Origin of the sequence: Pseudomonas sp. CCI4.2 (assembly GCF_034350045.1) — a bacterium.
GTDB lineage: Bacteria > Pseudomonadota > Gammaproteobacteria > Pseudomonadales > Pseudomonadaceae > Aquipseudomonas.
In genome coordinates this window covers 211,594-237,202 of sequence record NZ_CP133781.1, presented here as the reverse complement: position 1 = coordinate 237,202, position 25,609 = coordinate 211,594, and the positions used below count along the sequence as shown (strand labels likewise).

Annotated in this window: 23 protein-coding genes; 14 read left to right on the top strand and 9 right to left on the bottom strand. The window is 54.2% G+C overall.

What is annotated here, in order from left to right; all coding sequences use genetic code 11:
• Positions 1-70: 70 nt before the first annotated feature.
• From RHM65_RS01040 to RHM65_RS01020, 5 genes are all read left to right on the top strand, one after another.
• Positions 71-457: a CidA/LrgA family protein gene (locus tag RHM65_RS01040; RefSeq protein ID WP_322167791.1), complete on the top strand. Its 387-nt coding sequence runs from the start codon at positions 71-73 to the stop codon at positions 455-457.
• A complete protein-coding gene (locus RHM65_RS01035) occupies positions 447-1,133 on the top strand; it encodes an LrgB family protein (protein ID WP_322167792.1) in 687 nt (228 codons plus the stop codon). The genes RHM65_RS01040 and RHM65_RS01035 overlap by 11 nt, the downstream gene beginning before the upstream one ends.
• 121 nt (positions 1,134-1,254) lie before the next feature.
• Positions 1,255-2,037 (top strand): class II aldolase/adducin family protein, encoded by a 783-nt coding sequence (locus RHM65_RS01030; RefSeq protein WP_322167793.1) that lies wholly within the window; start codon positions 1,255-1,257, stop codon positions 2,035-2,037.
• A 268-nt stretch (positions 2,038-2,305) separates the two neighbouring features.
• Positions 2,306-3,217, top strand: coding sequence for an SDR family oxidoreductase (locus tag RHM65_RS01025; RefSeq protein ID WP_322184163.1), 912 nt, complete (start codon positions 2,306-2,308; stop codon positions 3,215-3,217).
• Positions 3,218-3,405: 188 nt separating this feature from the next.
• Positions 3,406-3,930 (top strand): hypothetical protein, encoded by a 525-nt coding sequence (locus RHM65_RS01020; RefSeq protein WP_322167795.1) that lies wholly within the window; start codon positions 3,406-3,408, stop codon positions 3,928-3,930.
• A 142-nt stretch (positions 3,931-4,072) separates the two neighbouring features.
• On the opposite strand, the gene RHM65_RS01015 is transcribed toward RHM65_RS01020, so the two are convergent.
• The gene (locus RHM65_RS01015; protein ID WP_322167796.1) at positions 4,073-4,471 is read right to left on the bottom strand and encodes a hypothetical protein; all 399 of its coding nucleotides are present in this window, start codon (positions 4,469-4,471) and stop codon (positions 4,073-4,075) included.
• Positions 4,472-4,919: 448 nt separating this feature from the next.
• Here RHM65_RS01015 and RHM65_RS01010 point away from each other — a divergent pair, with 448 nt between their 5' ends.
• The gene (locus RHM65_RS01010) at positions 4,920-5,444 is read left to right on the top strand and encodes a hypothetical protein (protein ID WP_322167797.1); all 525 of its coding nucleotides are present in this window, start codon (positions 4,920-4,922) and stop codon (positions 5,442-5,444) included.
• 73 nt (positions 5,445-5,517) lie between these two features.
• Here the strand turns inward: RHM65_RS01010 and RHM65_RS01005 are convergent, their stop codons facing one another.
• Positions 5,518-5,916 (bottom strand): hypothetical protein, encoded by a 399-nt coding sequence (locus tag RHM65_RS01005; protein WP_322167798.1) that lies wholly within the window; start codon positions 5,914-5,916, stop codon positions 5,518-5,520.
• 768 nt (positions 5,917-6,684) lie between these two features.
• Here RHM65_RS01005 and RHM65_RS01000 point away from each other — a divergent pair.
• The 4 genes from RHM65_RS01000 to RHM65_RS00985 all read left to right on the top strand — a co-directional run bounded on the left by RHM65_RS01000 (position 6,685) and on the right by RHM65_RS00985 (position 16,350).
• The gene (locus RHM65_RS01000) at positions 6,685-8,484 is read left to right on the top strand and encodes a DUF1302 domain-containing protein (RefSeq protein ID WP_322167799.1); all 1,800 of its coding nucleotides are present in this window, start codon (positions 6,685-6,687) and stop codon (positions 8,482-8,484) included.
• 22 nt (positions 8,485-8,506) lie between these two features.
• Complete coding sequence (locus RHM65_RS00995) at positions 8,507-9,874, top strand: DUF1329 domain-containing protein (RefSeq protein WP_322170753.1); 1,368 nt, start codon at positions 8,507-8,509, stop codon at positions 9,872-9,874.
• A 161-nt stretch (positions 9,875-10,035) separates the two neighbouring features.
• The gene (locus RHM65_RS00990; protein ID WP_322167800.1) at positions 10,036-12,591 is read left to right on the top strand and encodes a helix-turn-helix transcriptional regulator; all 2,556 of its coding nucleotides are present in this window, start codon (positions 10,036-10,038) and stop codon (positions 12,589-12,591) included.
• A gap of 207 nt (positions 12,592-12,798) precedes the next feature.
• Entirely contained in the window at positions 12,799-16,350 is a 3,552-nt protein-coding gene (locus RHM65_RS00985; RefSeq protein WP_322167801.1) for a dermonecrotic toxin domain-containing protein, read from the top strand.
• Positions 16,351-16,357: 7 nt separating this feature from the next.
• Here the strand turns inward: RHM65_RS00985 and RHM65_RS00980 are convergent, their stop codons facing one another.
• The gene (locus tag RHM65_RS00980) at positions 16,358-17,161 is read right to left on the bottom strand and encodes a SirB1 family protein (RefSeq protein WP_322167802.1); all 804 of its coding nucleotides are present in this window, start codon (positions 17,159-17,161) and stop codon (positions 16,358-16,360) included.
• A 226-nt stretch (positions 17,162-17,387) separates the two neighbouring features.
• Between RHM65_RS00980 and RHM65_RS00975 the strand changes: the two genes are divergently transcribed.
• Positions 17,388-18,413, top strand: coding sequence for a Glu/Leu/Phe/Val dehydrogenase family protein (locus RHM65_RS00975; protein WP_322167803.1), 1,026 nt, complete (start codon positions 17,388-17,390; stop codon positions 18,411-18,413).
• Between the two features lie 134 nt (positions 18,414-18,547).
• On the opposite strand, the gene RHM65_RS00970 is transcribed toward RHM65_RS00975, so the two are convergent.
• Positions 18,548-18,811: a YebG family protein gene (locus tag RHM65_RS00970; protein WP_322167804.1), complete on the bottom strand. Its 264-nt coding sequence runs from the start codon at positions 18,809-18,811 to the stop codon at positions 18,548-18,550.
• 279 nt (positions 18,812-19,090) lie between these two features.
• Between RHM65_RS00970 and RHM65_RS00965 the strand changes: the two genes are divergently transcribed.
• Complete coding sequence (locus tag RHM65_RS00965) at positions 19,091-19,579, top strand: phosphate-starvation-inducible protein PsiE (RefSeq protein ID WP_322167805.1); 489 nt, start codon at positions 19,091-19,093, stop codon at positions 19,577-19,579.
• Positions 19,580-19,585: 6 nt separating this feature from the next.
• Here RHM65_RS00965 and RHM65_RS00960 read toward each other — a convergent pair whose 3' ends face one another.
• Together RHM65_RS00960 and RHM65_RS00955 are read right to left on the bottom strand one after the other, a co-directional pair.
• Positions 19,586-19,912 (bottom strand): DUF3509 domain-containing protein, encoded by a 327-nt coding sequence (locus tag RHM65_RS00960; protein ID WP_322167806.1) that lies wholly within the window; start codon positions 19,910-19,912, stop codon positions 19,586-19,588.
• Between the two features lie 184 nt (positions 19,913-20,096).
• On the bottom strand, positions 20,097-20,513 hold the full coding sequence (locus RHM65_RS00955; RefSeq protein WP_322184161.1) for an HPF/RaiA family ribosome-associated protein: 417 nt from the start codon (positions 20,511-20,513) through the stop codon (positions 20,097-20,099).
• A 316-nt stretch (positions 20,514-20,829) separates the two neighbouring features.
• Here RHM65_RS00955 and RHM65_RS00950 point away from each other — a divergent pair, with 316 nt between their 5' ends.
• A complete protein-coding gene (locus tag RHM65_RS00950) occupies positions 20,830-21,414 on the top strand; it encodes a hypothetical protein (protein ID WP_322167808.1) in 585 nt (194 codons plus the stop codon).
• A 6-nt stretch (positions 21,415-21,420) separates the two neighbouring features.
• On the opposite strand, the gene RHM65_RS00945 is transcribed toward RHM65_RS00950, so the two are convergent.
• The gene (locus RHM65_RS00945) at positions 21,421-22,293 is read right to left on the bottom strand and encodes an AraC family transcriptional regulator (RefSeq protein WP_322167809.1); all 873 of its coding nucleotides are present in this window, start codon (positions 22,291-22,293) and stop codon (positions 21,421-21,423) included.
• A gap of 134 nt (positions 22,294-22,427) precedes the next feature.
• On the opposite strand from RHM65_RS00945, the gene RHM65_RS00940 reads away from it, so the two are divergent.
• On the top strand, positions 22,428-23,327 hold the full coding sequence (locus tag RHM65_RS00940; RefSeq protein WP_322167810.1) for a DMT family transporter: 900 nt from the start codon (positions 22,428-22,430) through the stop codon (positions 23,325-23,327).
• Between the two features lie 189 nt (positions 23,328-23,516).
• On the opposite strand, the gene RHM65_RS00935 is transcribed toward RHM65_RS00940, so the two are convergent.
• The gene (locus RHM65_RS00935; protein ID WP_322167811.1) at positions 23,517-24,491 is read right to left on the bottom strand and encodes a D-glycerate dehydrogenase; all 975 of its coding nucleotides are present in this window, start codon (positions 24,489-24,491) and stop codon (positions 23,517-23,519) included.
• Between the two features lie 33 nt (positions 24,492-24,524).
• Entirely contained in the window at positions 24,525-25,472 is a 948-nt protein-coding gene (locus tag RHM65_RS00930; protein WP_322167812.1) for a LysR family transcriptional regulator, read from the bottom strand.
• Between the last annotated feature and the right edge of the window lie 137 nt (positions 25,473-25,609).

Sequence of the window (25,609 nt, the reverse complement as noted above, 5' to 3'; positions counted from 1 at the left end):
GTCTAACAATTCGCTTTTGGGATGACAGCGCCGTCCTTAAAATACCCTTGTCAGAGAGGGGCAGACACGTATGAAACGCTTAACCTTGCAGCATCTTGGCCGTCTATTTTCTGAGCTGGGCGTGCTGCTCGCGATCCATTTGTTCGGCTGTCAATTGGCGGCGTGGTGGCATTGGCCCATTCCTGGCGGCGTCATTGGCATGGCCATGCTGTTACTGGCGTTCGCTTTTGGCTGGATCAAGCCCGCCGCTTTGCAATTGGGCGCGGGGTTGCTGCTGGCCGAAATGTTGTTGTTTTTTATCCCCGCACTGATGAGCTTGCTCGACTACGGTGCGCTGATGCGCAACCAAGGCTGGCGCATCATGCTGGTAATCGGTGTCAGCACCTTATTGGTGATGCTGGTGACGGCCTTTACGGTCGAGGCGATGTGTCGCTGGAGGATGCGTCATGAGGCTTGAGCCCATGCCGATGTTCTGGCTGGCACTGACGATTGCTGCTTATGCCTTCAGCCGCTGGGTTTATCAACGCACGGGGCGTTACTTGCTGTCACCGCTCATTCTCGCTCCGGCGTTAGTGTTCTCGGTAGCAGTGCCGTTGCACACCGCGTATGCCGATTATTCGACCAACACCCATTGGCTGATGCTGGTATTAGGGCCGGTAACCGTGGCTTTCGCCGTGCCGATCTGGCAACAGCGGCACGTGTTGATGCGGCATTGGTCGGCGTTATTACTGGGGATGGTGGCTGGCAGCGCGGTCTCGATGGGCAGTTCATTCTGGCTGGCCAAGGCGCTGTCACTGGACACTTCAATCACCCTGTCGTTGGTGCCGCGCTCGATCACCACACCGTTCGCAATGCCCTTGGCTCATGACTTGGGTGGCGTGCCGGAACTCACGGCGGTATTCGTGATGTTCACCGGGATTTTTGGGGCACTGCTGGGTGGCGTGCTGCTTAAATGGCTGCCGTTGCGCAGCGCGTTGGCCCGAGGCGCTTTATTTGGTGTGGGCGCACACGGCGCGGGGGTCAGCCGGGCACACGAGGTCGGCGGTGAGGAAGGGTCGGTGGCCGGTTTGGTGATGGTGCTGACCGGGTTGCTCAACTTGTTTGCGGCACCGTTATTGTCCGCTTTACTCTGAGATGACTCGCTCGGCCAGTAAGCTGGCTGCCAATGCAACTACGGGGATCCTCGGCTCTGAACTAGACTGATCGGCACACCATCCACAAAGCCAACATAATAATAGTGCCGAGGTGAACGCCGTGAATGTCGCTCAAGTTTTGCCCACCCGAAATGTCCAGGATCAAGTCAGTGCCACTGAATGGCAGGCCAGGGTTGATTTGGCCGCGTGCTATCGGCTGGTTGCGATGCACGGTTGGGACGATCTTATCTTCACCCACATTTCCGCCAAGGTTCCGGGCACCGAAGACTTCCTGATCAACCCTTACGGTCTGATGTTTCACGAGATCACGGCATCGAGCCTGGTCAAAGTCGATCAGGCTGGTAACAAATTGATGGACAGTCCTTACGAGATCAATCCCGCTGGTTACACCATCCACAGTGCTATCCACGAAGTTCGGCACGATGTAGCGTGTGTCATTCATACACACACCGCGGCTGGGGTTGCAGTGTCTGCGCAGAAGCAGGGTGTTTTGCCCATCAGCCAGCAATCAATCTTCATCCTCTCCAGCCTGGCGTATCACCCGTATGAAGGCGTCGCCCTCAATCATGAGGAGAAAGCGCGCCTGCAAGCCGACCTGGGTGAGAACAACTTCCTGATGCTGAATAACCACGGGTTATTGACCTGTGCCGGTAGCATCGCCGACGCCTTCTTGATGATGTTCACCTTCCAGCGTGCCTGCGACATTCAGGTACTGGCGCAGAACGGCGGCGCCGAGCTGATTCCCATCCACGGGCAGATTCTGGCCGGTGCCAGAGCGATGATGGCCGGGGTCACTAAAAGTGCGCAGGGTATGGGCGGTGCGTTGGCGTGGCCGGCGTTGTTGCGCAAGGTCGATAAGCTTGACCCGAGTTACAAGGAATAGCGCTGCATAGAACAGCGCTTAAATCCCGGTGGGAGCGAATTCATTCGCGAAGGTCTCAGCACATTTACCATCCTCTGTGCCTGATAATCCATATTCGCGAGTCAATTCGCTCCCGCCGTTATTCGTCTGGCAATAAACGGTTTAGGGCAGATAGACGCACACATCTGCTGGCCTTATTAGTCAGTATTCAGCACGAACCGTGTTGATTGTGACTCGGCGTCGGGTGATTGACACTGATGCCATAGCCTACCTTCCGCTGGAGTTGTTCATGAGTGAGCCTGTGCGTTTTGAAGAGAAAGTTGTCATCGTCACGGGCGCGGGCGGCGGTTTAGGGCGTGCCCATGCCCTGCTGTTTGCTAAGCATGGCGCTCGCGTAGTGGTCAACGACCTTGGCGGCTCGGCTCATGGCGAAGGCGCGAATGCGTCGGCGGCGGACCGGGTGGTAGCTGAGATTCGCGAAGCGGGCGGCACGGCCATCGCCAACCACGACTCCGTGACTGACGGCGACAAAATCGTCCAGAACGCCTTGGACGCGTTCGGCCGTATCGACGTAGTCGTTAACAACGCGGGCATCCTGCGCGACAAAACCTTCGCAAAGATGGACGACGCTGATTGGGACTTGGTGTATCGCGTCCACGTTGAAGGCGCCTACAAAGTAACCCACGCTGCCTGGCCGCACATGCGCGAGCAGAACTATGGCCGCGTTATTTTTACCGCTTCAACCTCCGGTATCTACGGCAACTTTGGCCAATCCAACTATGGCATGGCCAAACTTGGTCTGTATGGCTTGACCCGTACCTTGGCGTTAGAAGGGCGCAAGAACAACATCCTGGTTAACGCCATTGCCCCAACCGGTGGCACACGCATGACCGAAGGCCTCATCCCTGCCGCCGTGTTCGACATGCTCAAGCCAGAGCTGATCAGCCCACTAGTTGTATTCCTCGGAAGCGAACAGTGCGAAGAAACCTCTGGCCTGTTTGAAGTAGGCGGCGGCTGGATCGGCAAAACCCGTTGGGAGCGCAGTGTGGGCGCCGGATTTGACCCGCGCGACGGGTTCAGTCCGGAAGACGTTGCGGCCAACTGGGAAAGAATCGGAGACTTTGAAGGCGCTTCACATCCCAAAGACACGATCGAAGCATTGAAAGAGATGATGGCGAACTTGCAAAAGTATTCAGTTTGACGTGTTAGTGCGTGTTGTGTTGTTAACTCAGCCGATCATTTGATCGGCTGAGTTGTTTTGTTGTAGGAAGTTTATTTGCAAGTGTGTAGGGCGGTTCTGAAACTTTGCAGTAGAGGTGGTTTTCGTTAAAGTTTTTAAAATGGCCTCCGATAAGACGGGAACAGTGACGTCGAGTGTGGAGGTTTTTTATGATGGATAACTATGACCTTGTGAAAGCACGGTTGGAAAGCTATACAGTAATGCCCGATAAAAATTTTAGAGTCGAAACGGATTTGCCTCCCGAAGAAAAAGATATCGAGCAGAAGGTTGGGCAATACTGGGCTGATAAATCCATCTCTAACGAGGAAAGGTTGGCTGGGTTTGAATATGATCTGTCCAATTTTGATCCGGAAAATACCAGTAATATAGAAATGCGCGCTATTGCGTGGAAGCTTTGTGATCGCGGGATAATTGATGCGGGTACTGCCAGCTGGCTAGGGGGGTTTGACGTTGAGTTTAACAGTCAGGGTAATGAAATAAATAAAGGCAGGAAAAAAGATCTGTTTGCGTCTTTTAACAGAAGTCTGGAGTTTTACAAGACGGAAATATCAGCTGGGAATACCAATCTGAAAAACGTGCAGAGAAGCTTGAGTACTGCTCTTTTGGTTTTGCTGGCGTTGCAAGATCGCGCGCAGATAACTCGGGATAAGACACTAATTGATACGCACGCTTAACACTTGTGCGGCTATTATCTTATTCAATAGGTGAGGTTGCTTTGATCTGGTAGCATTGCCATTGATGGGCTTCTATACGCTGTTGGCAGTGGGCCGCTGCATACCAGCAGCGGCCCACATATTTGTGACTTCAGTCAGGATGTTAAAGTGGGACGGAAAATGTCCCACCTTTATAGGAAGTGGATGTTTGACTGCGTTCATTATTTAGTACAATTCGAAACGTCCCAGAACCATACTGTTTGGCTGGATTAAAGGCTCTTCTCTCGACGACGCTCCATGCACCGCCGATCAGTTGTTCTACGTCCACAAACGATAACCCAAGCCGAAACTTGTGATAAGTCGTGGCGCATTTCGCCGTGTAGGGCCCATAGATAACTTTCTTCTCACCCGGTGCCGCCACCCCTGGATAGACCCTGCCGTTATTGACAAAGCATATCTTATCCAACGGCGTCAGCCAGCTCTGCATCGGCTCAGCCGCCACATGACCGCTCATTTGCGCCAACCCAAACGCCAACACCAGTACACTTATTTTCTTATTCATAATGAAGCTCCTGTGGTCTATCAAAGTGTCAAGGCACACGCCTTGTCCCATTTCGGCTCAACGCTTGTTGAATTCCGACTTGGCATCAACAGTTTAATTACACATGTTTGTAGTCCTGTGCCCGAGAATTGCGTAAGAAAAGTCCGGGCGTAGCCACTCGATAAATTCGCTGTGGGAATCTTCTTTTATGCTGCAGGAAATGGCTTGAATAGAGTCAGTATTTAGCGCTTTGGCTAAAGCGTTGACGGTTAAAAAGCCTATAGGGATTTATATCAAAAGCAACGAGGAGATGGATAGGTTCGGTCATATTAGCGAGGTATTTTGTAGGGAGTTTATTGATGGGGCATGTAGGACTATTCTTGATTTCCATTTATAGATCGATTTCGTTCAAGTTTTTTAGGCTGTCTCCGATAAGACGAGAACAATGACGTCGTGTGTGGAGGTTTTTATGATAAGTAATTTTGATCTGGTAAGTAAGCGCCTGGACAGTTACGTTTGTTTTCCCGATAGGAAATTTAGAGGGACTTCGGATTTGCCGTCGCTAGAGAAAGATGTTGAGCAAAAAATCAGGCAATATTGGGCAGATGAAAGTATCTCTAACGAAGAGAAACTAGCCGATTTTGATATTGATTTATCGACGTTTGATCCGCGAAGTACAAGTAATTTAAAAATGCGTGTCCTTTGTCAGCAGCTGTATGATAAAGGGCTAGTGGACGGTTCAAGCTTGGGTTTTCTAGACGCTATCAATACGGAGCACAACAGTTTAGGTAATGAGATAAATAAAGATCGACCGACTAATATAATAGCTCACTTTGATCTCTGCCTTGCATTTTATAAGCAGAAGATAGCAGAAGGGTACGACGACGTAAAAGATGTTCAGTCAAGCTTGATGACTGCTATTTCGGTGTTGCGAGCGTTGCAGGAACGGGCGCAGATGGACAGTGATAAATCGCTGATTGATATTCATGCATAAGGTCAAACGGATCATTGGCATGGGTCGTGACCTAAGCGGCAACGACCCACCTATCATGATTTACAATCGGGTGTTAAAGCGGAACAGAAAATGTTCCGCCGCTGTAAGGTATGGGTGTTTGATTTTTAGTATTGTCGATGACGACTCGAAAGGTTCCCGACCCATATTGCGCAGCGGGGCTGATGTCTTTTGTAGCTCGGTCCACCCATACTCCATTTTTCAACTGCTGGACATTCACAAGCACCAATCCCAGCCGGAACTTATGATAAGTATTCGCGCATTTAGCCGTATACGGGCCATAAATTATTTTTAACTCCCCCGGAGCCGCTACACCTCGGTAAATATTGCCGTTATGACTAAAACACATTTTATTCAACGGCGTCAGCCAGCTTTGCATCGGCTCAGCCGCCACATGACCGCTCATTTGTACCAACCCAAACGCCAGCACCAGTGCACTTATTTTCTTATTCATGATGAAGCTCCTGTGATGTATCAAAGTGTCAAGGCATACGCCTTGTCCTATTTCGGCTCAACGCTTGTTGAATTCCGACTTGGCATCAACAGGTTAATCACACTTGTTTGTAGTCCTGCACCCGAGAACTGCGTAAGAAAAGTCCGAGCGTAATCCTTCGGTAAATTCGCTGTAGGAATCTTCTTTTTACTCTGCGAGAGATATTTTGGAATCGGGTCGGCATTTGGCGCTTTGGGCTATGCGCTGGGGACAAAATCGCACGCAAAAAAAAGCCGCTGTATTAACAGCGGCCAAATAAGACGCGGATCCAGGAGCTCTAAAATCAACGTCGGTCAACCAGGGGAGCAAATAGCGCGTAGACAATCGAGTGGCAACGGTCTACGTGGTGCAATAATCGGTTGGAGCGGTAAGGCATAATTGGCGGCTTTTAATGATTCTGGCCAACTGCTGTGGAAGCCCGGCAAGAATAAGGACATTTCGGTTTATGAAACAGAGCGGTTTGCGACAATGACTATTGCACATCAGGCAACAACCAACGTTTTCGTGGGGTCGCTCAGCTGCGCACCCGACAGCGGCCGGACGGCCTGCAGAAGTTCAATCCATCCCCGTCATCATCGATCATCCATGGCGTCGATGATGCCGCTCAAACCCGGGCCAGATGGGGGATTCACTCTTTCGAGGTACAGCGTAAATACCTCCTTTGTGCGCTTATCGCTCTTGATGGCGCTGGGTAGGGTATCTTCCTCTGCAATCAACCGGGGAAGACGCATGACAACAACAATAATGCGCGCCATCTTCAAGCCAAAGGCGCTGGCGATTGCCGTCGCATTGGGCTGTACAGCACAGGCGCAGGCCGTTTCATTCAACATTGGCGAAATCGAAGGGCAATTCGATTCCTCGCTGTCTCTGGGCGCCAGTTTCGCGCTGCGTAACGCTGACCCAGGTTTGGTCAGCACGGTGAATGGCGGCAAAGGTCAGGCGGCGACCGGCGATGACAATCGCCTGAACTTCCAGAAAGGCGATGCCTTCTCGGAGATCTTTAAAGGTGTACACGACCTGCAACTGAAGTGGGGCGACAGCGGTGTGTTCATCCGCGGTAAGTACTGGTATGACTTCGCGCTCGAAGATAACAACCAGGACTTCAAGCAAGTCAGTAATAACGGGCGTAAGGAGGCCGCCAGGTCCTCGGGCTATGAACTGCTCGACGCCTTCGTCTACCACAACTACACCATCGCTGATTTGCCGGGCACTGTTCGTGCGGGTAATCAGGTGGTCAGCTGGGGTGAAAGCACGTTTATTGGCAACTCTATCAACTCAATCAACCCCATCGACGTGTCTGCGTTCCGCCGTCCTGGCGCCGAGCTTAAAGAGGGCTTGATTCCGGTACCGATGTTGTTCGCCTCTCAAGGGATAACCGACAAGCTCAGTGTTGAAGGTTTCTATCAAGTGCGCTGGGAGGAGACGGTCGTAGATAACTGCGGCACGTTCTTCGGTAACGATGTTGTCGCAGAAGGTTGTAACAACAACTATACCGTCGGCAGCCCGGCTATTGCGCCGTTGCAACCGATTGCTGCTGCGTTCGGCCATGGCTTCCAAACTACTCAGGAAGGCGTAATAGTCCCTCGGGGCACCAGCCGCGATCCAAGTAACAGTGGGCAGTTCGGCGGAGCCTTACGCTGGCTGGGTGATGATACCGAGTACGGGCTGTACTTCGAAAACCTGCACAGCCGCATACCGGTCTTGAGTACCAAAACGGCTAGCCTGGCAACACTTCAAGCGATCCCCGGCATTGCCGCCGCCGCTGGTCGAGCCACGGGTAGCGCTGCAGCTGCTGCTGGTTTGGCGCAGAGCACCATGCTCGGCAACGGTCAGTACTACCTTGAGTACCCGGAAAACGTGCGTTTGTTCGGTGCCAGTTTTGCCACCACCTTGCCCGAAGGCACCGCTTGGAGTGGCGAGATCAGCTACCGACCTAATGCTCCGGTACAACTCAACACCACCGACTTGACCTTGGCCCTGCTGAATCCGATTGCTGGGGGCAGGGCCTCGCCAATTGCCACCTCACCGGGTGCCGACAACCAAGGCTATCGCCGTAAGGAAATCACCCAGGTTCAATCGACGCTGACGCACTTTTTCGATCAAGTGTTAGGCGCTCAACGTCTGACCGTGGTCGGCGAAGCAGCGGCTGTGCGCGTCGGCGGTCTTGAGTCCCAAGATAGACTCCGTTACGGTCGCGACTCGGTCTATGGCGCTTATGGTTTCGGCGGCGATACCAAAGGCTTTGTGACGACGACTTCATGGGGCTACCGCGCCCGGGCAATTCTTGACTACGCCAACGTATTTGCCGGCGTTAACCTCAAGCCCAACCTGTCCTGGTCTCATGACGTCAACGGTTACGGCCCGAACGGTATATTCAACAAAGGCGCGAAAGCGGTCAGCCTCGGGGTTGATGCCGATTATCGCAACACCTACACCGCCAGCCTCAGCTACACCAATTTCTTCGGTGGTGACTACAACACTTTGATCGACCGTGACTTCGCTTCCTTGAGCGTTGGCGTGAACTTCTGATCAGTTTGAAAAGGGCATGACTATGCGCAAGATCATTCTCCAATGTGGCGTCCTGGCACTCAGCCTGATGGCCGTCAATGTACTGGCTGCAGTGTCGGCGGAAGAAGCCGCCAAACTGGGCAAAAGCCTGACCCCGGTCGGTGCAGAAATGGCCGGTAACGCGGCCGGGACTATCCCCGCCTATACCGGCGGCTTGCCAGTCAACGCCGGCACCGTCGACGCCAACGGCTTTCTGTCCGACCCGTTCGCCAATGAGAAGCCGCTGTTCATCATCACCGCGGCCAACGTAGCCCAGTACAAAGACAAGTTGTCTGATGGTCAGCAGGCGATGTTCCAGCGCTATCCCGACACGTATCGGATTCCGGTCTATACGACGCACCGCACTTTCGCTTTGCCACAAAAGATCTACGACTTGGCGAAGAAAAGCGCTACCACGGTGACGACGATCAACGACGGTAATGGCCTGGCGAACTTCGCCGACAGTCGTTATTACGCGTTCCCCATCCCGAAAACCGCCAACGAAGTTCTGTGGAACCACATCACCCGCTATCGCGGCGGCAATGTACACCGCACCATTACTCAGGTGACGCCGCAAACCAACGGCGCGTTTGACTCAGTGACCTTTGAAGAGGACATCGGGGCGCCTGAGGACATTCCGGACATCGATAAAGAAGCCAGTGCCAACATTCTTACGTACTTCAAACAAGAAGTGACCAAGCCTGCACGCCTGGCAGGTAACGTATTGCTGGTGCACGAAACCCTCGATCAAGTAAAAGAACCCCGTCAGGCCTGGATCTACAACGCCGGTCAGCGTCGTGTTCGTCGTGCGCCGCAGGTTGCTTATGACGGGCCGGGTACCGCTGCTGATGGTCTGCGCACCTCTGACAACTTCGACATGTTTTCTGGTGCGCCCGATCGCTACGACTGGCAGTTGATCGGCAAGAAAGAAATGTACATCCCTTACAACAGCTACAAACTTGATCAGCCGACGCTCAAATACAGCGACGTGATCAAAGCCGGGCACATCAACCAGGACCTGACACGGTATGAGTTGCACCGTGTTTGGGAAGTTATCGGCACCTTGAAAGCCGGCCAGCGCCATATCTACGCCAAGCGCCACATGTACATCGACGAGGACAGCTGGCAGGTTGCGTTGGTTGACCACTACGACGGTCGCGGTGCTCTGTGGCGTGTCGCAGAAGGTCACGCAGAGTTCCATTACGCACGTCAGGCTGCCGCTTACACGCTTGAGGCTCTGTATGACCTGAACGCCGGTCGTTACATCGCCCTGGGTATGAAGAACGAAGAGAAGCACGGCTACCAGTTCGATCAGAAGTTTCATCTGGCTGACTTCACGCCTAACGCGCTGCGCAACGCTGGCATCCGCTAAGCGTCTAGCGCAATAATCTCAGCAACATCAGAAGCCACTTACAGCGATGTAAGTGGCTTTTCTTATGGAGGATTATCACTGCGCCGAATATTCCTACATCTAGAGCCAGCGAACGGCTTAGTGTGAGCGCGCGAAGTCAGAACAATAACAGGGACTCACCCATGACTGCCTTTACCGTTCATTTGGGTCGTACGGACTATTGGCCTCGTCTGTCGCCACAGCACATGGCGCGTGGACGATTGAGCGTACCGTTACTGGCGTCCGGTGCTCGGGTGAAATTATTGTGCGCCCCGGCGGGCAGTGGCAAAACCGCACTGCTGGGTGAATGCATCCGCCAAGCCCCTCCCGACTGTTATATAAGCTGGCTGCCGTTGGCGGGATACGCACAAAGTCCTGCCGATTTTTGTTCACTTCTCGCCAATGCCCTAGGCCTCGAATACCGCGACGAAATCAGTCTTGTGCATCACTTGGCGCATTGGCAGACGCCGTGTTGGATTGTGCTGGATGATTATTGCCGCATGCCTTCACCTGAACTGGATCATTGCCTCGACCGCTTGTTGGCGGTCAGCAGTCCGACGGTTACTTGGTGGATAACTGGGCGCCGACGTCCCGTCTGCAACTGGCCACGGCTGCTGCTCAGTGGAGAACTTTGCGAATGTGACGGGCCTGCATTGGCCTTGAGTCTCGCCGAAATCGATCAGTTATTGGCCAACGAAAGCGTCGTCTGGCCAGTCGACGCAGGTGCCACGATTCTCTCCGAAAGTGCCGGTTGGTGTGTAGGCGTTCGGGTGGCGTTGCTCAACCCGGACGAATGGATAACGGCTGAAAGTGTCAAACGGCAGCACCGTAGGCAGCGTTGCTCCCGAACACTGTTTGAATACCTCAACCACGAATTATTCGCTGGGCTTAGCCCTGAACTGGCGGAAGCCTGGCGGGTATTAGCTCACTTGCCACGCTTCAACCCAGGGTTATGTGAACACGTGTTTGGCGCAGGCGAGGGCGGAAAGTGGCTCAAGGCTTTGCAGGACATCGGCGGTTTTATTGAACCGTGGGAGCACGATAGCGAGTGGTTGCAGGTATTTCCTCCGCTCGCCCAATGCATGCGCGATGAGGATTGGCCCGAGCGCCGTTCGTGGCATCGACGGGCGTGTCAGTGGTTCAGTGCCGAGGGCGATTGGCAGTCAGCAGTGGAACACGCGGTTCACGCCGAGCAGTTCGAAGTCGCGGTCAGTTTACTGCAGTACTATGATTTTTCTTTCTTGCTGCTGGGTCAAAACATCTCGCTGCTGTTGGACTTATACGAGCGTTTCCCTGATCTGATGCGCGGCACCCCTCATTTGATAAGGCTGACCGGTTCGGCACTGATATACACCGGCCGTTTCGACCAGGCGGCAATCTGTCTGGAGCATCTTGGGCGTTTCCTGCCACAGCCGTCGGCGGTGCTGCAACGTGACTTCATTGCGGCGTGGCAGGCGCAGCAAGGGTGGTTGCACCATCTGTGTGGCGACGCTAAACGTGCAGTCGGGCACTTCGAGGACGCGTGTGCCTATCTCGCGCCTGAGGCGTGGTCATGCCGGGTGCTTTGCCTGTCGGGCATGACTCAACAAGCGTTGCTCAACGGTCAGTTCGATGAAGCGTTGGTACATAATCGTGCGGCGCTGTGCCTCGCGCGCGCGGAAGGATCATTGCTGTTTGAAGGCATGCTGGAACTGGATCATGCGCAGTTGCTGGAGCAGCGTGGCGTATTACAACGCAGCCAAGAGGCTCTGGAAAAAATCCATGATCTGCTGCTGGCTCAGCACGCGGTCGCGGGTCCGCTGCTCGGCAGAATTGCACTGCGTCGGGGGCGTCTGGCCTTGCGTCAGGGGCTCGATCAGCAGGCGCGAACGCAGTTTCAGAGTGGGCTGGACCAATGCCTACGCAGTAAAGACAAGCTGGCGCTGTTCGGCTTTTTGGGCTTGGCCATACTGGAGGCTAATCAGAGCGACTATGCGCGGGCGTTTGTCTGGTTACGCGATGCTGAGCGTGTCATGCAACAAAACCATGTGCCAGAGTATTTTTGGCGAGGCGTGTTACTGCAAGTCAGCAGTCATTTCTGGCTCCAGCAGGGTCGTCCGGGATTGGTCCAAGTGGCATTGACCAGAGTGCTGCATCACTTAAATTGCGCGCCGGCAAAACATGCACCGCCTGCAACGCTGGAGTTGGTCCCACAGATTGAATACTTACTGGTATTGGCCGAGGTTTACCTGCATCAGGCCGAACAGCCCATGCAACGGCTGCAGGCGTTGCAATGCCAAGCCAATCAACGGGGAATGCACAGCCTCGAAACCGAGTTGTACTTGGCAATGGCTGAAGTGGCTTTTCTGCAGGGTGATCCACGTACTGCTAACGCATGCCTGACTGACGGATTGCTGCTTATTGGGCGGTTCAATGTGCAACAGCCCCTGCGCGAGTTAGGGCTGCGACAACCCATGATGCTGCGAGAGCTTGGGGTAGAAGAGCGTTTGATAGCTGCAACCGACAACCCGCTGAGTCTGCGCGAGCTGGAAGTCCTCAAACTAATTGCCCAAGGCAGTTCTAACCTGCAAATCGCCGAGCAGCTGTTTATCTCGCTGCATACGGTGAAAACTCACGCGCGACGGATTCACAGCAAGCTGGGGGTCGAGCGGCGCACCCAAGCTGTGGCCAAGGCCAAAGCGCTGGGATTGATGGCGTAAGTCATCTGGATGTCAGAAACTTTTCCTGCGGTGCCGCGGATTTTATCCTTCCTCTATTGCTATTAGTGCCCCCGGCGCAATTGCAATAGTTACCGCAACGCTCAGAGTGGGGCCGCGTTTTAATAGCGCTCTTTCCAGCGCTACACGTTTCATCCCTATTGGCTGGATGCCATATGGGCGTAGCGCGCTAACTATGGAGCTGTTTTGGTGAATGATTTTTCCGCAGTACCGCGTCTGAGTAATATTCAAACCGAGGCCTCTTTCAAGGCAGCGAAACACTTGGGTTCCATCGCTGAAGCTTCTGCACTGTGCGCACACCTAACGGTCACGGCGCCATCGTTGCGAGACGTTGCACATGGCTTGCTGAGTTCCCGGTTACAAGGCCTTGTTGAGTATCCCAATCCCGATATTTTGTTTCTCAACACCCGAGGGTCGAAGGGTTCGATAGCGCGTTCAATGTCGCTAACGGATGGTTTGTTGCACGCGCTGATTCACGGCACCTCGACGTTTGAGAAACACGATGTCGCTGTGTATGTACACCACGATTCGGTTCGCGACGCGCACCTTATAGCGTCTTTTACGGTTGAAGACGCCTTACAACTATTCAATGAGTTAGTTCAGGTTCTGCCGACGGCATATACAACCAGCCTTGTCGAATTTTGGACTTCGGACATTGACATCGCTGCACACCCGTCTGAAAACAACCATCAGCCGCGCGCGCGCCATGTGACCCTTACCGACCTGCGAGGCCGTTTGTTAACGCACGAAGCCGCGCTAAACAACAGGCTTAAGACGCTGGACCTCGACGCCAGTGGCAGACTCAACGCTATAGTTACTGGCGCCTCCACGGCGGGTGTCTATTCGCTTTCTCTGACGCTGCCAGAGGGAACATCCGTCGCGTTGCATTCAGTATTCGTAGCGACCCAGTTGGTAGAAAAGGTTGATGTGTTAACCCCCGATCAAGAGGTTGGCGCTGCTTTTCTTTACACGCCAGCCAGGGGTCTTGAGGTATTCGACTCACTCGCGCAATTGAATGAATCGGTGGTGCAGCTATTAGCCAATCCCGATGAGCAAGCGTTTCTATTGCAGAACCTGCTACTCGCTGATCGCGACGGATTAGACGACAACGCCGCTGCAATAGCAGGTATGACGCCCTGTTATAACAGGCTCGATGACCCGTTGTTGATTGCTCATACACAAGGTATTCGGGATAAACAGAGCGCGGACTTCAATCACGTGCTTACGTTGGCTCAACGAACGAAAGAAGAGATGCCAGCGTTCTTGGCGCAGGTAAAAAAAATCCAATGCCTGGACTATTGCGATCATGCGCTGTGGCACCGTTTTGAAGAACACTGCGCCGACGCCCGACAAAAGCGATTCCCGGACTGGCTGAAAGATGCAGACGATTGGAAGAAAGATTCTTACCAAGTATTTGAAACCCAGCATCACGAATATGAGCAAGCCGCTGATCAACTGCTGGGGACATTGGGTTCGTTAAAGTCCTATAGCGTATGGGCTATCGACCAATACGTTCGTCAACATCTGGGGTACTCAGTTGACCCGCAGCAGATCTTCATCACGCTACCCGATGAGTTTCCCACCCAGGCAGGAACGTTTAAAACGGTCTATAAAAAATCGTTGCTCGAATTCGTGATGGAAGGATTGCCGTTTACTGACGTTCGGCTTCGACCTTCGGTAGAGGTCCCTGCGCGCAGTGAACACCCGGCATGGACCTATGATTTTGCCGACAAACTGGTGGCTGAGCTGGATGTTCGGATCAACTTTGGTCAGGCCGTCAGGGCGCTATACCAGCAACCAGAAATGCAGCGCGCCTTGCTTCATGTTCGAGACAGCGCCATTACGCTAAGTGCCTGGGCCGCGAAACTTCAAGGGCACCTTCTTGACCGAAGTGAGGAACTGATACGCACCTTAAGCTCAGATAACGTTAAACCCGGCTATCTACTGAGCATCGGTCACGTCACGTTGAATGGCAGCAGCGTGCGCTTAAAGGACTTGATCGTATTTCATGAGGTGAGGGATGCTGACGAACATTATGTTCTTTATGCCCCCGGCGCCCCGGGTGGTCGAGACATGTTCGAATTCTCCTCTTGGCGCTCGCTGTCCTTTGAAATAGGCGGGTGGACGAAAACTGCAGCCGGCGCTCAATACCTGGTGGATCAGGTTCCGCTCTTGAGCCGGGCCGAGACTTCGGTGTTCATCTCGTCCATCACGCATTTACCCAGTAAATGGCAGCCGCTGAGCGTTCGATTTATGCCGGGCAAGGGCAAGAACTACGAGGCTAATCTTCTTGAATTGGTTAATCATAAAGTTGACGTTCATGTGGCTGACAACGACGTCATTACGCCCGCCGATTCCAAACAGGGCACCTATGCGCATCGACGGTCAATGGTGGTGTTGGAGTCTCGGATAACAGAGATCAACAAAGCGTTTCTGGCAATAACGAAGCTGCGTTCGTTTCAGCAAATTGCCCATGATGAAATCAAACGAGTCATCAATAACTGGTTGCGGCAGAACGGCGTGAATGAGCGTATTGACCCCGATACGGTGTATGTGGATGTGCACGGCAAGCCGCGTCTCGAATTGCCCAACTTAGGGCCAGACTCGCCTTTTCCAACCCTCACTCGTCTTGCGATGGACGGTTACTCGGGAAACTATAAGTTTCATCAGGACGCGGTCCTGTACTCCTCCATTGGCCAGGACTTATCCGGGCTCCCGACCGAAGTCATTGATCGCACCTTGCGTGTGTTGTCGCTTGGCGAGCGCTACATGAAGATGCTTGAGGTGGAATATCTCGATAAAAAACATCAATACTATAAACGTCGTCGTGCCCTGTATGCCGTACGCCAGCACTGTGAGCTGCGGCACGCGATCATGTCGGAATACTTGCGTGGCCGACTGACGCAGACGCAGTATCAGTGGTTGGTTCATCTGGTCGTCAGTTTGGGGGCCTCTGGTTTAGCGGACGAACCAAAGAATGCTGCGTTGATTAAAAACAGTTCGGTCAATGCCTGGTACCTGGAAGGGCGGTTAGTCGAGGGTGTGTATCTGTTTAAAAATTCCAATAACGCGGACCCGGATTTTGAATTGCTTTACACGCCTAACGCCCCGGATGGCCTGCTGTTCAGAACAAATGCAGAACTCATTTCATCGGCACTGGCCCCCGGCATGGCCGACTACTATTACGACCGGGTTCGGTACAAGCATCAGCCGGTTATAAACGCTTACTTCGCCAGTCTTAAAAACACACCTCCGGTTGCTGGCATGTCATTCAAGTTTGAATTTAATCCCGCTGACCAGATCAAGACACTGGAGCGACTGTATGACGACATGATCCAACGCATGATCCAGGATATTGACGATCAGACGGAAAGTACCGATGAGCGAATCGGTCAGTACACCTACATCGCAGTGAAATGGACCGGCACGATTTTACTGCTTCCTTTCCCCGGCGCGTCGGTGGCTTGGGGGTTATTGCATTCGGGCATCAGTTTCCAGCGTGGCTTAATCGCCTATCTGGACGGCGACCGAGCAACCGCGTTTCCTTTATTCGTGGGTGCTGCCATTGGCGTCGTGTCGGGAGCAGACGGTATCCGATCCATCACGGTGGGTTCACCCACCGTGGGACGGCTCATCGCTAATTGGGCATGGGTAAAGACAAAGCCTTTTTTGGTCCAGCACTTCACTATTGGATCTATAGATACGACTCCAGTCCTTACGTCGTATACACGGCTAAATTGATTAACCCTCAGTGATAAGCCCTATGGTGCGGTAGATGACTCAGCCGCTCGGTCAAACGCAGCCGTTGAATCGGGTCGTCACTCAATAGCAACGCATGCTCCAGGTCGAATCGCTCGGCCTGGGGGCATTCAAGGGATTGATACAAGCTCGCGCGGGCCAGGTGATCGTTGGTGGTCGCTTGGCCCAATTCCAACACCCGGTCTGCGTCCTTGAGCGAAGCCAGAAACTCATCGTTCATTTGGTGCAGGTGCCGGAGATTACGCGACAGGCGTTGCACCATCGCCATGTCAGTTGCACGCAGCATGTGCTCGGATTTGAGCGGCATGTCTGGGCCAAACTGGCGCACCAGCAATTCACGGCAATCTTTCGGATAAAGCCGACGTCCGCCACAGGGATCCAAGAGATGGTCGGCCCCCGGCACCCGCAACAGAAAATGCCCCGGAAAATTAACCCCCTCCAGCGGAATCTCCAATCGCCTGGCCACCTCTAAAGCGATGATCGCCAAGCCTAACGGTTGCCCACGCCGACGCTGCAAGATGTTGTGTACCAGTGCGGCCTGAGGTTTTGGTTGGCTCCAGTCGTCCTGCTGAAACCCCAAGGTGTTCAGCCGGCGTAGCATTGGCTGGGCAAGCTCGCCTGCCGGTAGCATCGGCAACGCAGCACTGATTTGACGTTTTAGATCCTCGACGGTCTCGAACCCTTGCGCTGGGGAAAACTGCGGATCGTGTTCGGCTGACACCCACAACGCCGCCTCCATGACACAAGGCGGTGTGCGTTGCAGGCTGGCAAGGCAGGCTTGACGTGGGGTCATCAACCTCTCCGTTGGATCAGACACCATGGCTCTTGCGACGAGCTGGTTATCGGGCTCTGGAGCTTCCGTTTTAGCCCCAGCGACAGATTTCGTCCAGTGCCGTTTTCAAAGCGCATCCAAGAGTGACCGTTACGCCGGTCTGTGTTTGTTCAACGGATCCTGATGGCCCAGCGTTTTTTTTCCCAGCGCCTATACTCGCCTTAGAAAAAACTCGGGAGCACCGCCAATGTTCGCTCTCATGCAAAGCTCACATGTGGAGACGCTGCACTTTATCGTCGATCCTGAGACCGGCCTCAAAGCATTGATCGCAATCCACAACAGCCAGAACGGTCCCGCCTTGGGCGGTTGCCGCTACCTTGATTACTCCGACGAACAGAGCGCCATTCAGGATGCCATTCGCCTCGCGCACATCATGAGCTACAAAGCGGTACTTGCCGGGCTGCCTTATGGAGGAGGCAAGGCGGTGATCATGCGCCCGGCGCACGTTCCCAATCGCGCGGCGTTGTTCGAGTCCTTCGGGCGGTTTATCGAAACCCTGGATGGACGCTATATCACGGCAGTCGACAGTGGCACGTCCAGCGCTGACATGGATTGCATCGCACAACACACCCAACATGTCACCAGCACCACCGAGGCGGGGGATCCCTCATTGCACGCCGCGATGGGCGTATTTGCTGGTATTCGTGCCACCGCAGTGGCGAGGCTGGGCAGCGACAATCTCGAAGGGTTACGTGTGGCGGTGCAGGGGCTAGGGCATGTCGGTTTTGCCTTGGCCGAGCAACTGCATGCGGCGGGTGCCGACTTGTTGGTCAGTGATCTGGACAGCGGCAAGGTGCAATTGGCCATGGAGCAATTCGGTGCCCACCCGATTGCGTGCGACGCCTTGCTCAGCACGCCCTGCGATATTTTTGCTCCCTGCGGGCTGGGCGGCATCCTGACGAGCAAAAGCGTCGCGCAACTGCGCTGTGCCGCCGTGGCCGGCGCGGCGAATAATCAACTGACTGATTTGCAGGTCGGCGATCAGCTGGAAGGACGAGGCATTCTGTATGCGCCTGACTACGTGATCAACTCCGGAGGCCTGATCTACGTGGCGCTGCAGCATCAAGGGGAGACGCCGAACACCATCACCGCGCACTTGTCGCGAATTGGCACTCGATTGACTGAAGTATTTGCTCACGCCCAAGCGGAAAAACGCTCGCCTGCGCGTGTCGCGAACGACTTGGCAGAACGACTGCTGAATAAAGGGTACTGACGTTCAGCGGCTGAATCTGCCGACGCCTTCGCACAGATCCCTGTAGGAGCCAACGTGTTGGCGAAGCGGCACAAGCGCCGTTCCTAACTAGCCGCCTCGCCAACACGTTGGCCCTACAGAGTGTGTAGTGGCGCTTATTCTTCCAGCGGTGCACTCAGCAATTCGGACAAGGCGTCCGGCTGACTTTTGAACGCTTTGGCGAAGACATCGCGATTTTTCGCCATGTAAATACCCGCTTCTTCCACTTGAGCTTCCGTCAACGACGGCACCGCTCGTTGCAACACCTCGGCAAGCAATTCTGCCAGTTCGAGCATTTTGTCATGACGATCAGCTTCGGCTTTATCCATGAACAAACGCTCCAAATCTCGGCTGCTGCGGTATACCACTTCGACGGCCATTCAGCACCTCACATGCCTTCACGATAATCAGTCTTTAACGACTACTGTATTTTTATACAGGTAAAAGCATAAGCCAAACGATCTGTTTTGGATAGTGGCATTTTTGCTTGGATTACTCATAGTGCAGCGTTTCGATGTGTCTTGCGACAATCCACCACGCTCTCAACCCTAGACTCTGGCACCTGTTCTGCTAATAGAAGCACCCATAAACGCCAATGCGACGGTAAATCGTCACATCGGCACGGCATCATCCGCTTGAATTATTCAAGGAAGTACATTGTGAAAATCAACTGGGCTGAGTCTCTGCGCCAACACGTTCACGGGCTGGCCGAGTCACTGGGGAACTTGTGCGTCGAGACGTTCCATTACCTGGCGCTGTTCGCTATTGGCGCGGTAACGGCTTGGGCAGCAGTGATGGCATTTCTGGACATGCTGGAGAAGGGTCACATTACGGTCGATGACATTCTGTTGCTGTTCATCTACCTGGAGTTGGGTGCCATGGTCGGGATTTATTTCAAAACCAACCACATGCCGGTGCGGTTTCTGATTTACGTCGCCATCACCGCGTTGACCCGCTTACTGATCTCGGACGTATCGCACCACAACCCACCGGACCTCGGCGTGGTTTATCTTTCTGGTGCGATTTTGCTACTGGCATTCGCGATTTTGGTGGTGCGCTACGCGTCGTCGCAATTCCCGTCGGGTAAGGTTCCTGACCCGGACAGCAAAGCCAAGGGCGCGCTGACCGAGGAGAAAGGCGAATTGTAATTCGCGTTAGAAACCGGCCGATAGTTGCGGCTGGTTACTCAACCAATTCTTACGAGGAGCGGGTTTATCCAATTGATCGCTGTCGGTCATTGCCGCCAGAATGGCCACAGCGCTGTGGCCTTGTTCGATGGCGATGCCAAATTGCACGCTTTGGATGAGCCTGCGCAGTCGCTTGGGCTCATTGCGTTGCTCGGCACTGATCCAGCGCTTGGCGACGATGCCCGTCTCGTTGGATAAGGTCAGCATGATGCCGCCATCGAGCCCCTGAATGCTCAGATTGACTCGGTAATCAGGCTGAAAAACATCAGTGATCAGTTGAAAAGGGTTATCCATAGCCTGCGCCTGGTCGAGAAGTCTATTTAAGTTGACCGGCTGTCGGTGGTTTAAGTTCGCGACGTAAGACTAATGGCGATGATGGCGCCTCGGTATGCGCCATAAAAAAAGACAGCGCTGTTTTCACAGCGCCGTCCTTTTCAGATTGTTTCCATGGTGATGGTCGTCAATTGCGCGCTGCGGATTAACCGTGCAGGGCGTCCTCTTCTTTTTCCAAAAACTCTTCCTGAAGCATGGCATCCGGATTTTCAGAATCCGCGTCTATCTCCGCGTCTGTTACCGGCGCGCGTTTGTCGCGCAGTTTGCCGAACAAGTGTTCAAGGGCGTGATTGAGTTTCTCTGCCGCGCCTTCCACTGCCTGATCCAGTGTGTCGGCTTTGTGGGTAACCGAAATCGGTTGGTGACCTTTTGGCCGGGCTTCCATCTGGCAGCGAATATCATGCGGGCCAGGCTTTTCGCCATTCTCGTCGCGGATATGAACCTCAACGCGCGTTAGATCTTCTTCGTAGCGTTCGAGCGTGCTTTCAATGGTGGTACGGACCCACTCCTCCAGTCGGATGCTGTTTTCAATATGGTTATCGCTATTGACCTGGATTTGCATAGTTTTTTCCTTACTTAAGGCTTACTCACATGAGAACGATCAGCCTGCCTCGGGTTCGAGGAATAACCACTCGCCTCTCACCCTCAGTGTTGGCCCCGATGAGGAAACAATTCAACCCCTTGATAGCAAATATATTTTGTGGCGGAAAAGGCAAAGGTGGCAGGGATTTTGACAAGGCTGCGCCCGACGATGCGACGCTGGTAAAGCAGGTCAAGACAGAGAATGGGACGTTTCCTACGTTTTCAGCGGAATTCCCTGATTGGCAGCGCCGGATTTTCGAAGCAAATTATCTGTACTCCACTGGACGGAAATATGTATGAACAAATATCTGATCACGCTGCTTATCTCTTTGGCCTCGTTCTCTGTTTGGGCAGACAACTGCGAACAGAGAAAATTGTCTTTCGGTGAGTTGCCGTTTGAACAGAGTGACGGGTTGGTTGTGATTATCGGTCCTTACCAATTCAACCTGCCTGGAGCGCCTATTGCGCTGGTAGCGTTCGACGGAATAATGGCTGCCTACCCAGAAAAAAAATACGTAAGTTATCAACTTATACCCAATGACAGTGTTGCAGCCGCTCTGTCTCAATTCACGACGAAAAAGCTCTCAAGCGCTGATTTAGATCGTTATCTATACGGGCTTTATAGTGTGGAGAGTCTCAATGAAGCAGATCAGGCACTGGTCAGAGCTATGCGCTCTGACATGCAGCTCGACTGCCGTGCGCGACTGACGAGTTTCACCGTGGGCTCTGGCGTTCAAGCCATTTTTCAAGAAGCTACACCAACCGATCCAGAGCACCGAATTTTGCTTTTCGCGAATGATTCTACGTATTTGATCAGTGTGAGGGGTGACAAGGAGATGGCGCTAAATGTTCTGCAAACCATAGCGCTCAAGCAGCAGTAAAACAGCCTACAAAAACGCCAACCGATACTCCCCCGGCGTCGCCCCCATTGTTTGCCTAAACCGATTATTGAAATGACTCGCACTGGCAAACCCACAGGCCATGGCGATACTTCCCAACGGCTGTTGACCCGTACGCAGTAGTTGCTGTGCGTGGTTCATGCGGCGCGCCAACAGGTACTGATGCGGCGGTAAGCCAAAACTTTCGCGAAACATCCGGGCAAAGTGGTATTCGGACAATGCACATAGTGCTGCAAGTTCGCCCAGGCTTATCGGATCTGCCAGACGATGTTCGATGTAATCCACGAGGTGTCGGCGTAGATGCGGGGCGAGGCCGCCTTTGAGGCGGAGGCCGTGGCGTTGGCCGACTTGGCTGAGCAGGGCGTGGCTGAGCATTTCGTGGGCGAGGCTGCTGGTTAGCAGGCGTTCACCAGGTTCACTCCAATCCAGCTGGATCATGCGGCGAAAACGTTGAGCTTGCTCGGCATCGTCGATAAACGTGCCTTCGCGCAATTGCAGTTCACGGGGCTCACGGTCGAGCAGGGTGACGCAGCCCAGGGCGAATTGTTCAGGGCTGATGTACACATGCGCGAGGCGAATTTCGCCGTTGATGACCCAGGCCGACTCATGTCCCGCTGGCAGTACGCACAGCTTTCCTGGGCTACCTTTCTCATTTGGACGGTCGCGACGATAGGTACCGGTGCCACCTGTGATGTAACACGACAACGTATGGTGGCTCGGCGCCTGGTATTCCTGTGCGTCGTGGTGGTTGCTCCACAGGGCTGCGACCATCCCGTCACCCAAGCCCGCGCTTTGTTCGAGGCGAGCATTGGGCGAGCTGTTCAGGGCTTGAAAAACCTGGATGGTTTCCAGTGGCGGCATAACGAATCCTCTGTAGTCCGCATCGTACCAAGTCGCTTGCGTACTGCCATTCTCCAAACGATCAAAAGCGCAAGTTTGTGCAAGTCGGCCCTGAGACGAAACCTCAGACTGGAGCTCAATTAAGGAGCCCACCGATGAACCTCTCTTTGTACCTGCTTACCGTACTGATCTGGGGCACCACCTGGATTGCCCTCAAATGGCAGTTGGGCGATGTGGCGATTCCGGTGTCGATCGTCTATCGCTTTGGCTTCGCGGCCTTGGTGCTGTTCGTGATACTGCTGCTCAGCGGTCGGCTGCAGAAGGTCAATCGGCGCGGCCAACTGCTTTGTCTGGCGCAGGGGCTCTGCCTGTTCTGCGTGAACTTCATGTGTTTCTACACCGCCAGCCAATGGATCCCCAGCGGCTTGATCGCCGTTGTGTTTTCCACCTCGACGCTTTGGAATGCGCTGAACGCTCGGCTCTTTTTCCGCCAGAAAGTCGCGCGTAACGTATTGGCTGGTGGTGGCTTGGGGTTGATCGGTCTGGCGTGCATGTTTTGGCCTGAGTTGTCCGGGCATACCGCCAGCCATGAAACCTTGATCGGTCTGGGTTTGGCGTTGCTCGGTACGCTGTGTTTCTCAGCCGGGAACATGCTATCCAGCCTGCAGCAGAAAGCCGGTTTGAGGCCGCTGACCACTAACGCGTGGGGCATGCTCTACGGCGCGGGGATGTTGGCGGTGTATTGCGTAGTGAGCGGCACGCCGTTCAGTTTCGAATGGAATACCCGTTACATCGGGTCGTTGGTGTACTTGGTGATCGCCGGTTCAGTGATTGGCTTTACCGCCTACCTGACCCTGGTCGGACGCATGGGGCCGGAACGTGCAGCGTATTGCACGGTACTGTTCCCGGTGGTGGCGCTGAATATCTCGGCTTTTGCCGAAGGCTACCAATGGACGCTGCCCGCGCTAATGGGGCTGGTATTGGTGATGCTGGGGAATGTGTTGGTGTTTCGTAAGCCAAAACCGGTGACGGTGGTGACGGGAACGCTGGCATAGACCGCCTCGCCAACAAGTTGGTATCTACAGAGGGGTTATGTCTGTAGGAACCACGTGTTGGCGAAGCAAGCAGCGCGGTTTAGCGGCGAAACCGAGGTGTTGTCTTCCCGAATGAATTCGGTCCCACAGGATTCGCGCCACGCCATGCGCATTGATCTCTCCCTTCAACGGGCACGGTCTAGGGAGAAATCAGCCTTTCCACACCTGCAGGTTCACCAGGTCCTGCGGTTTCTCACCGAGCAATGCGCTGCGCAGATTCTGATACGCACGGTCAGCCATGGCCTGGCGCGTCTCGTGGGTGGCCGAGCCAATGTGCGGCAGGGTTACAGCGTTGCTCAGTTGGAACAGCGGTGATTCTGCCAGTGGTTCTTTTTCATACACGTCCAGGCCAGCACCGCGAATCGTGTTGTTTTGCAACGCTTCGATCAGCGCCGGTTCATCAACCACCGGGCCGCGGGAGATGTTGATCAGGATCGCGCTTGGCTTCATCAGCGCCAGTTCGCGTGTGCCAATAAGGTGTTTGGTTTTTTCGCTCAACGGTACAACGAGGCAGACGAAATCCGACTCCGCAAGCAGTTGATCAAGGCTGCGAAACTGCGCCCCCATCTGCTGTTCCAGCTCTGGCTTATGGCTGTTGCCGCTGTACAGAATCGGCATGTTGAAACCGAAGTGGCCACGTCGGGCAATAGACGCTCCGATGTTGCCCATGCCAACGATGCCCAAGGTTTTGCCGTGCACGTCGGTGCCGAAATGCCCGGCTTCGATCGAGCGTTTCCAGTGGCCGGCCTTGGTCCAGGCATCCAGTTCAGCGACGCGGCGAGCGCTGCTCATCAACAGCGCGAAGGCCAAGTCAGCGGTGCTTTCAGTCAGCACGTCCGGGGTGTTGGTCAGCATGATGCCGCGCTCGTTGAAGTAGCCCAGCTCGTAGTTGTCGTAACCCACCGAGATGCTCGACACCACTTCCAACTTGCTGGCGCTCTGCAACTGCTCGCGGCCCAGCTTGCGCCCGGCGCCAATCATGCCGTGGGCATGGGGCAGCGCGGCGTCGAATTGTTCATTCATATCGCCCAATTTCGGGTCGGGTACGATCACGTTGAAATCTTGCTGCAGGCGCTCGGCCATTTCGGGGGATACGCGGCTGAACGCAAGGACAGTCTTTCTCATCGGGCGATACTCTCGGGCGGTTGAGTGGAGGTGTCAGACGATGTTCATCAAATCATGGGTTTTCAAATCGGCCTCGTGGGCAGCCATAATTTCCGGCAGCGACCCGCGCAGGTATTCGACCCAGGTTCTTATTTTTGCATCAAGGTATTGGCGCGATGGGTAGATGGCGTAAAGATTCAGTTCTTGCGAGCGGTAGCTGGTCAGCACCCTAACCAGTGTGCCGTTAAGCAGCCCCTCGATGGCTGAGTAAATCGGCAGAATGCCAATCCCCATGCCACTGCTGATTGCCGCTTTCATGGCGTCGGCCGAGTTGACCAGAAACGGCGAGGTGGCAATGGTGACCATCTCTTGGCCTTCGGGACCATCAAACACCCATTTCTCCAGCGGAAACACCGGACTCACCAACCGCAGACACGCGTGGTTAAGCAAGTCTTGGGGTTTTTGCGCCGAACCGAAGGCTTTGACGTAGGCCGGTGAGGCACAAACAATGCTGTAGGTGATACCCAGGCGTTGGGACACGAAACCCGAATCCGCCAGCTCGGTGGCTAATACGATGGAGACGTCGTAACCCTCTTCAAGCAGGTCCGGGACTCGGTTGCCCATGGTCAGGTCGAAGCTCACGTCCGGATGATGCTTGCGATAACGGGCGATAGCATCGATTACGTAGTGTTGGCCGACGCCGGTCATCGAGTGCACCTTCAATTGACCGGACGGACGCGCGTGGGCGTCACTGGCTTCTGCTTCAGCTTCTTCGACGTAGCCGAGAATCTGTTCGCAGCGCAACAGGTAACGCTTGCCCGCTTCCGTCAGGGCAATACGCCGCGTGGTGCGGTTCAGTAGGCGGGTTTGCAGGTGAGCTTCGAGGTTCGAGACTGCACGCGATACGTTCGCGGTGGTTGTGTCTAGCTGTATTGCGGCGGCAGTAAAACTGCCTGCTTGCGCCACACAGCTGAAAGCACGCATGTTTTGCAGGGTATCCATTGGCAGTTCTCTGATGAGATCGACAAATTGTGACATGAAGTAACGGATGAATGTGAGCCAAGCCCGTCGATTATCACCCGTTTGGTAACAAAGAATCGCACTTCGCCCGTCTTATCGTCTCGTTGACCGCCCTCTAG

Coding starts and splice junctions, on each gene's coding strand:
- RHM65_RS01040 (WP_322167791.1), top strand. CDS start 71: ATGAAACGCTTAACCTTGCAGCATCTTGGCCGTCTATTTTCTGAGCTG.
- RHM65_RS01035 (WP_322167792.1), top strand. CDS start 447: ATGAGGCTTGAGCCCATGCCGATGTTCTGGCTGGCACTGACGATTGCT.
- RHM65_RS01025 (WP_322184163.1), top strand. CDS start 2,306: ATGAGTGAGCCTGTGCGTTTTGAAGAGAAAGTTGTCATCGTCACGGGC.
- RHM65_RS01020 (WP_322167795.1), top strand. CDS start 3,406: ATGATGGATAACTATGACCTTGTGAAAGCACGGTTGGAAAGCTATACA.
- RHM65_RS01015 (WP_322167796.1), bottom strand. CDS start 4,471: ATGAATAAGAAAATAAGTGTACTGGTGTTGGCGTTTGGGTTGGCGCAA.
- RHM65_RS01010 (WP_322167797.1), top strand. CDS start 4,920: ATGATAAGTAATTTTGATCTGGTAAGTAAGCGCCTGGACAGTTACGTT.
- RHM65_RS01005 (WP_322167798.1), bottom strand. CDS start 5,916: ATGAATAAGAAAATAAGTGCACTGGTGCTGGCGTTTGGGTTGGTACAA.
- RHM65_RS01000 (WP_322167799.1), top strand. CDS start 6,685: ATGACAACAACAATAATGCGCGCCATCTTCAAGCCAAAGGCGCTGGCG.
- RHM65_RS00995 (WP_322170753.1), top strand. CDS start 8,507: ATGCGCAAGATCATTCTCCAATGTGGCGTCCTGGCACTCAGCCTGATG.
- RHM65_RS00990 (WP_322167800.1), top strand. CDS start 10,036: ATGACTGCCTTTACCGTTCATTTGGGTCGTACGGACTATTGGCCTCGT.
- RHM65_RS00980 (WP_322167802.1), bottom strand. CDS start 17,161: ATGACCCCACGTCAAGCCTGCCTTGCCAGCCTGCAACGCACACCGCCT.
- RHM65_RS00975 (WP_322167803.1), top strand. CDS start 17,388: ATGTTCGCTCTCATGCAAAGCTCACATGTGGAGACGCTGCACTTTATC.
- RHM65_RS00970 (WP_322167804.1), bottom strand. CDS start 18,811: ATGGCCGTCGAAGTGGTATACCGCAGCAGCCGAGATTTGGAGCGTTTG.
- RHM65_RS00960 (WP_322167806.1), bottom strand. CDS start 19,912: ATGGATAACCCTTTTCAACTGATCACTGATGTTTTTCAGCCTGATTAC.
- RHM65_RS00955 (WP_322184161.1), bottom strand. CDS start 20,513: ATGCAAATCCAGGTCAATAGCGATAACCATATTGAAAACAGCATCCGA.
- RHM65_RS00950 (WP_322167808.1), top strand. CDS start 20,830: ATGAACAAATATCTGATCACGCTGCTTATCTCTTTGGCCTCGTTCTCT.
- RHM65_RS00945 (WP_322167809.1), bottom strand. CDS start 22,293: ATGCCGCCACTGGAAACCATCCAGGTTTTTCAAGCCCTGAACAGCTCG.
- RHM65_RS00940 (WP_322167810.1), top strand. CDS start 22,428: ATGAACCTCTCTTTGTACCTGCTTACCGTACTGATCTGGGGCACCACC.
- RHM65_RS00935 (WP_322167811.1), bottom strand. CDS start 24,491: ATGAGAAAGACTGTCCTTGCGTTCAGCCGCGTATCCCCCGAAATGGCC.
- RHM65_RS00930 (WP_322167812.1), bottom strand. CDS start 25,472: ATGGATACCCTGCAAAACATGCGTGCTTTCAGCTGTGTGGCGCAAGCA.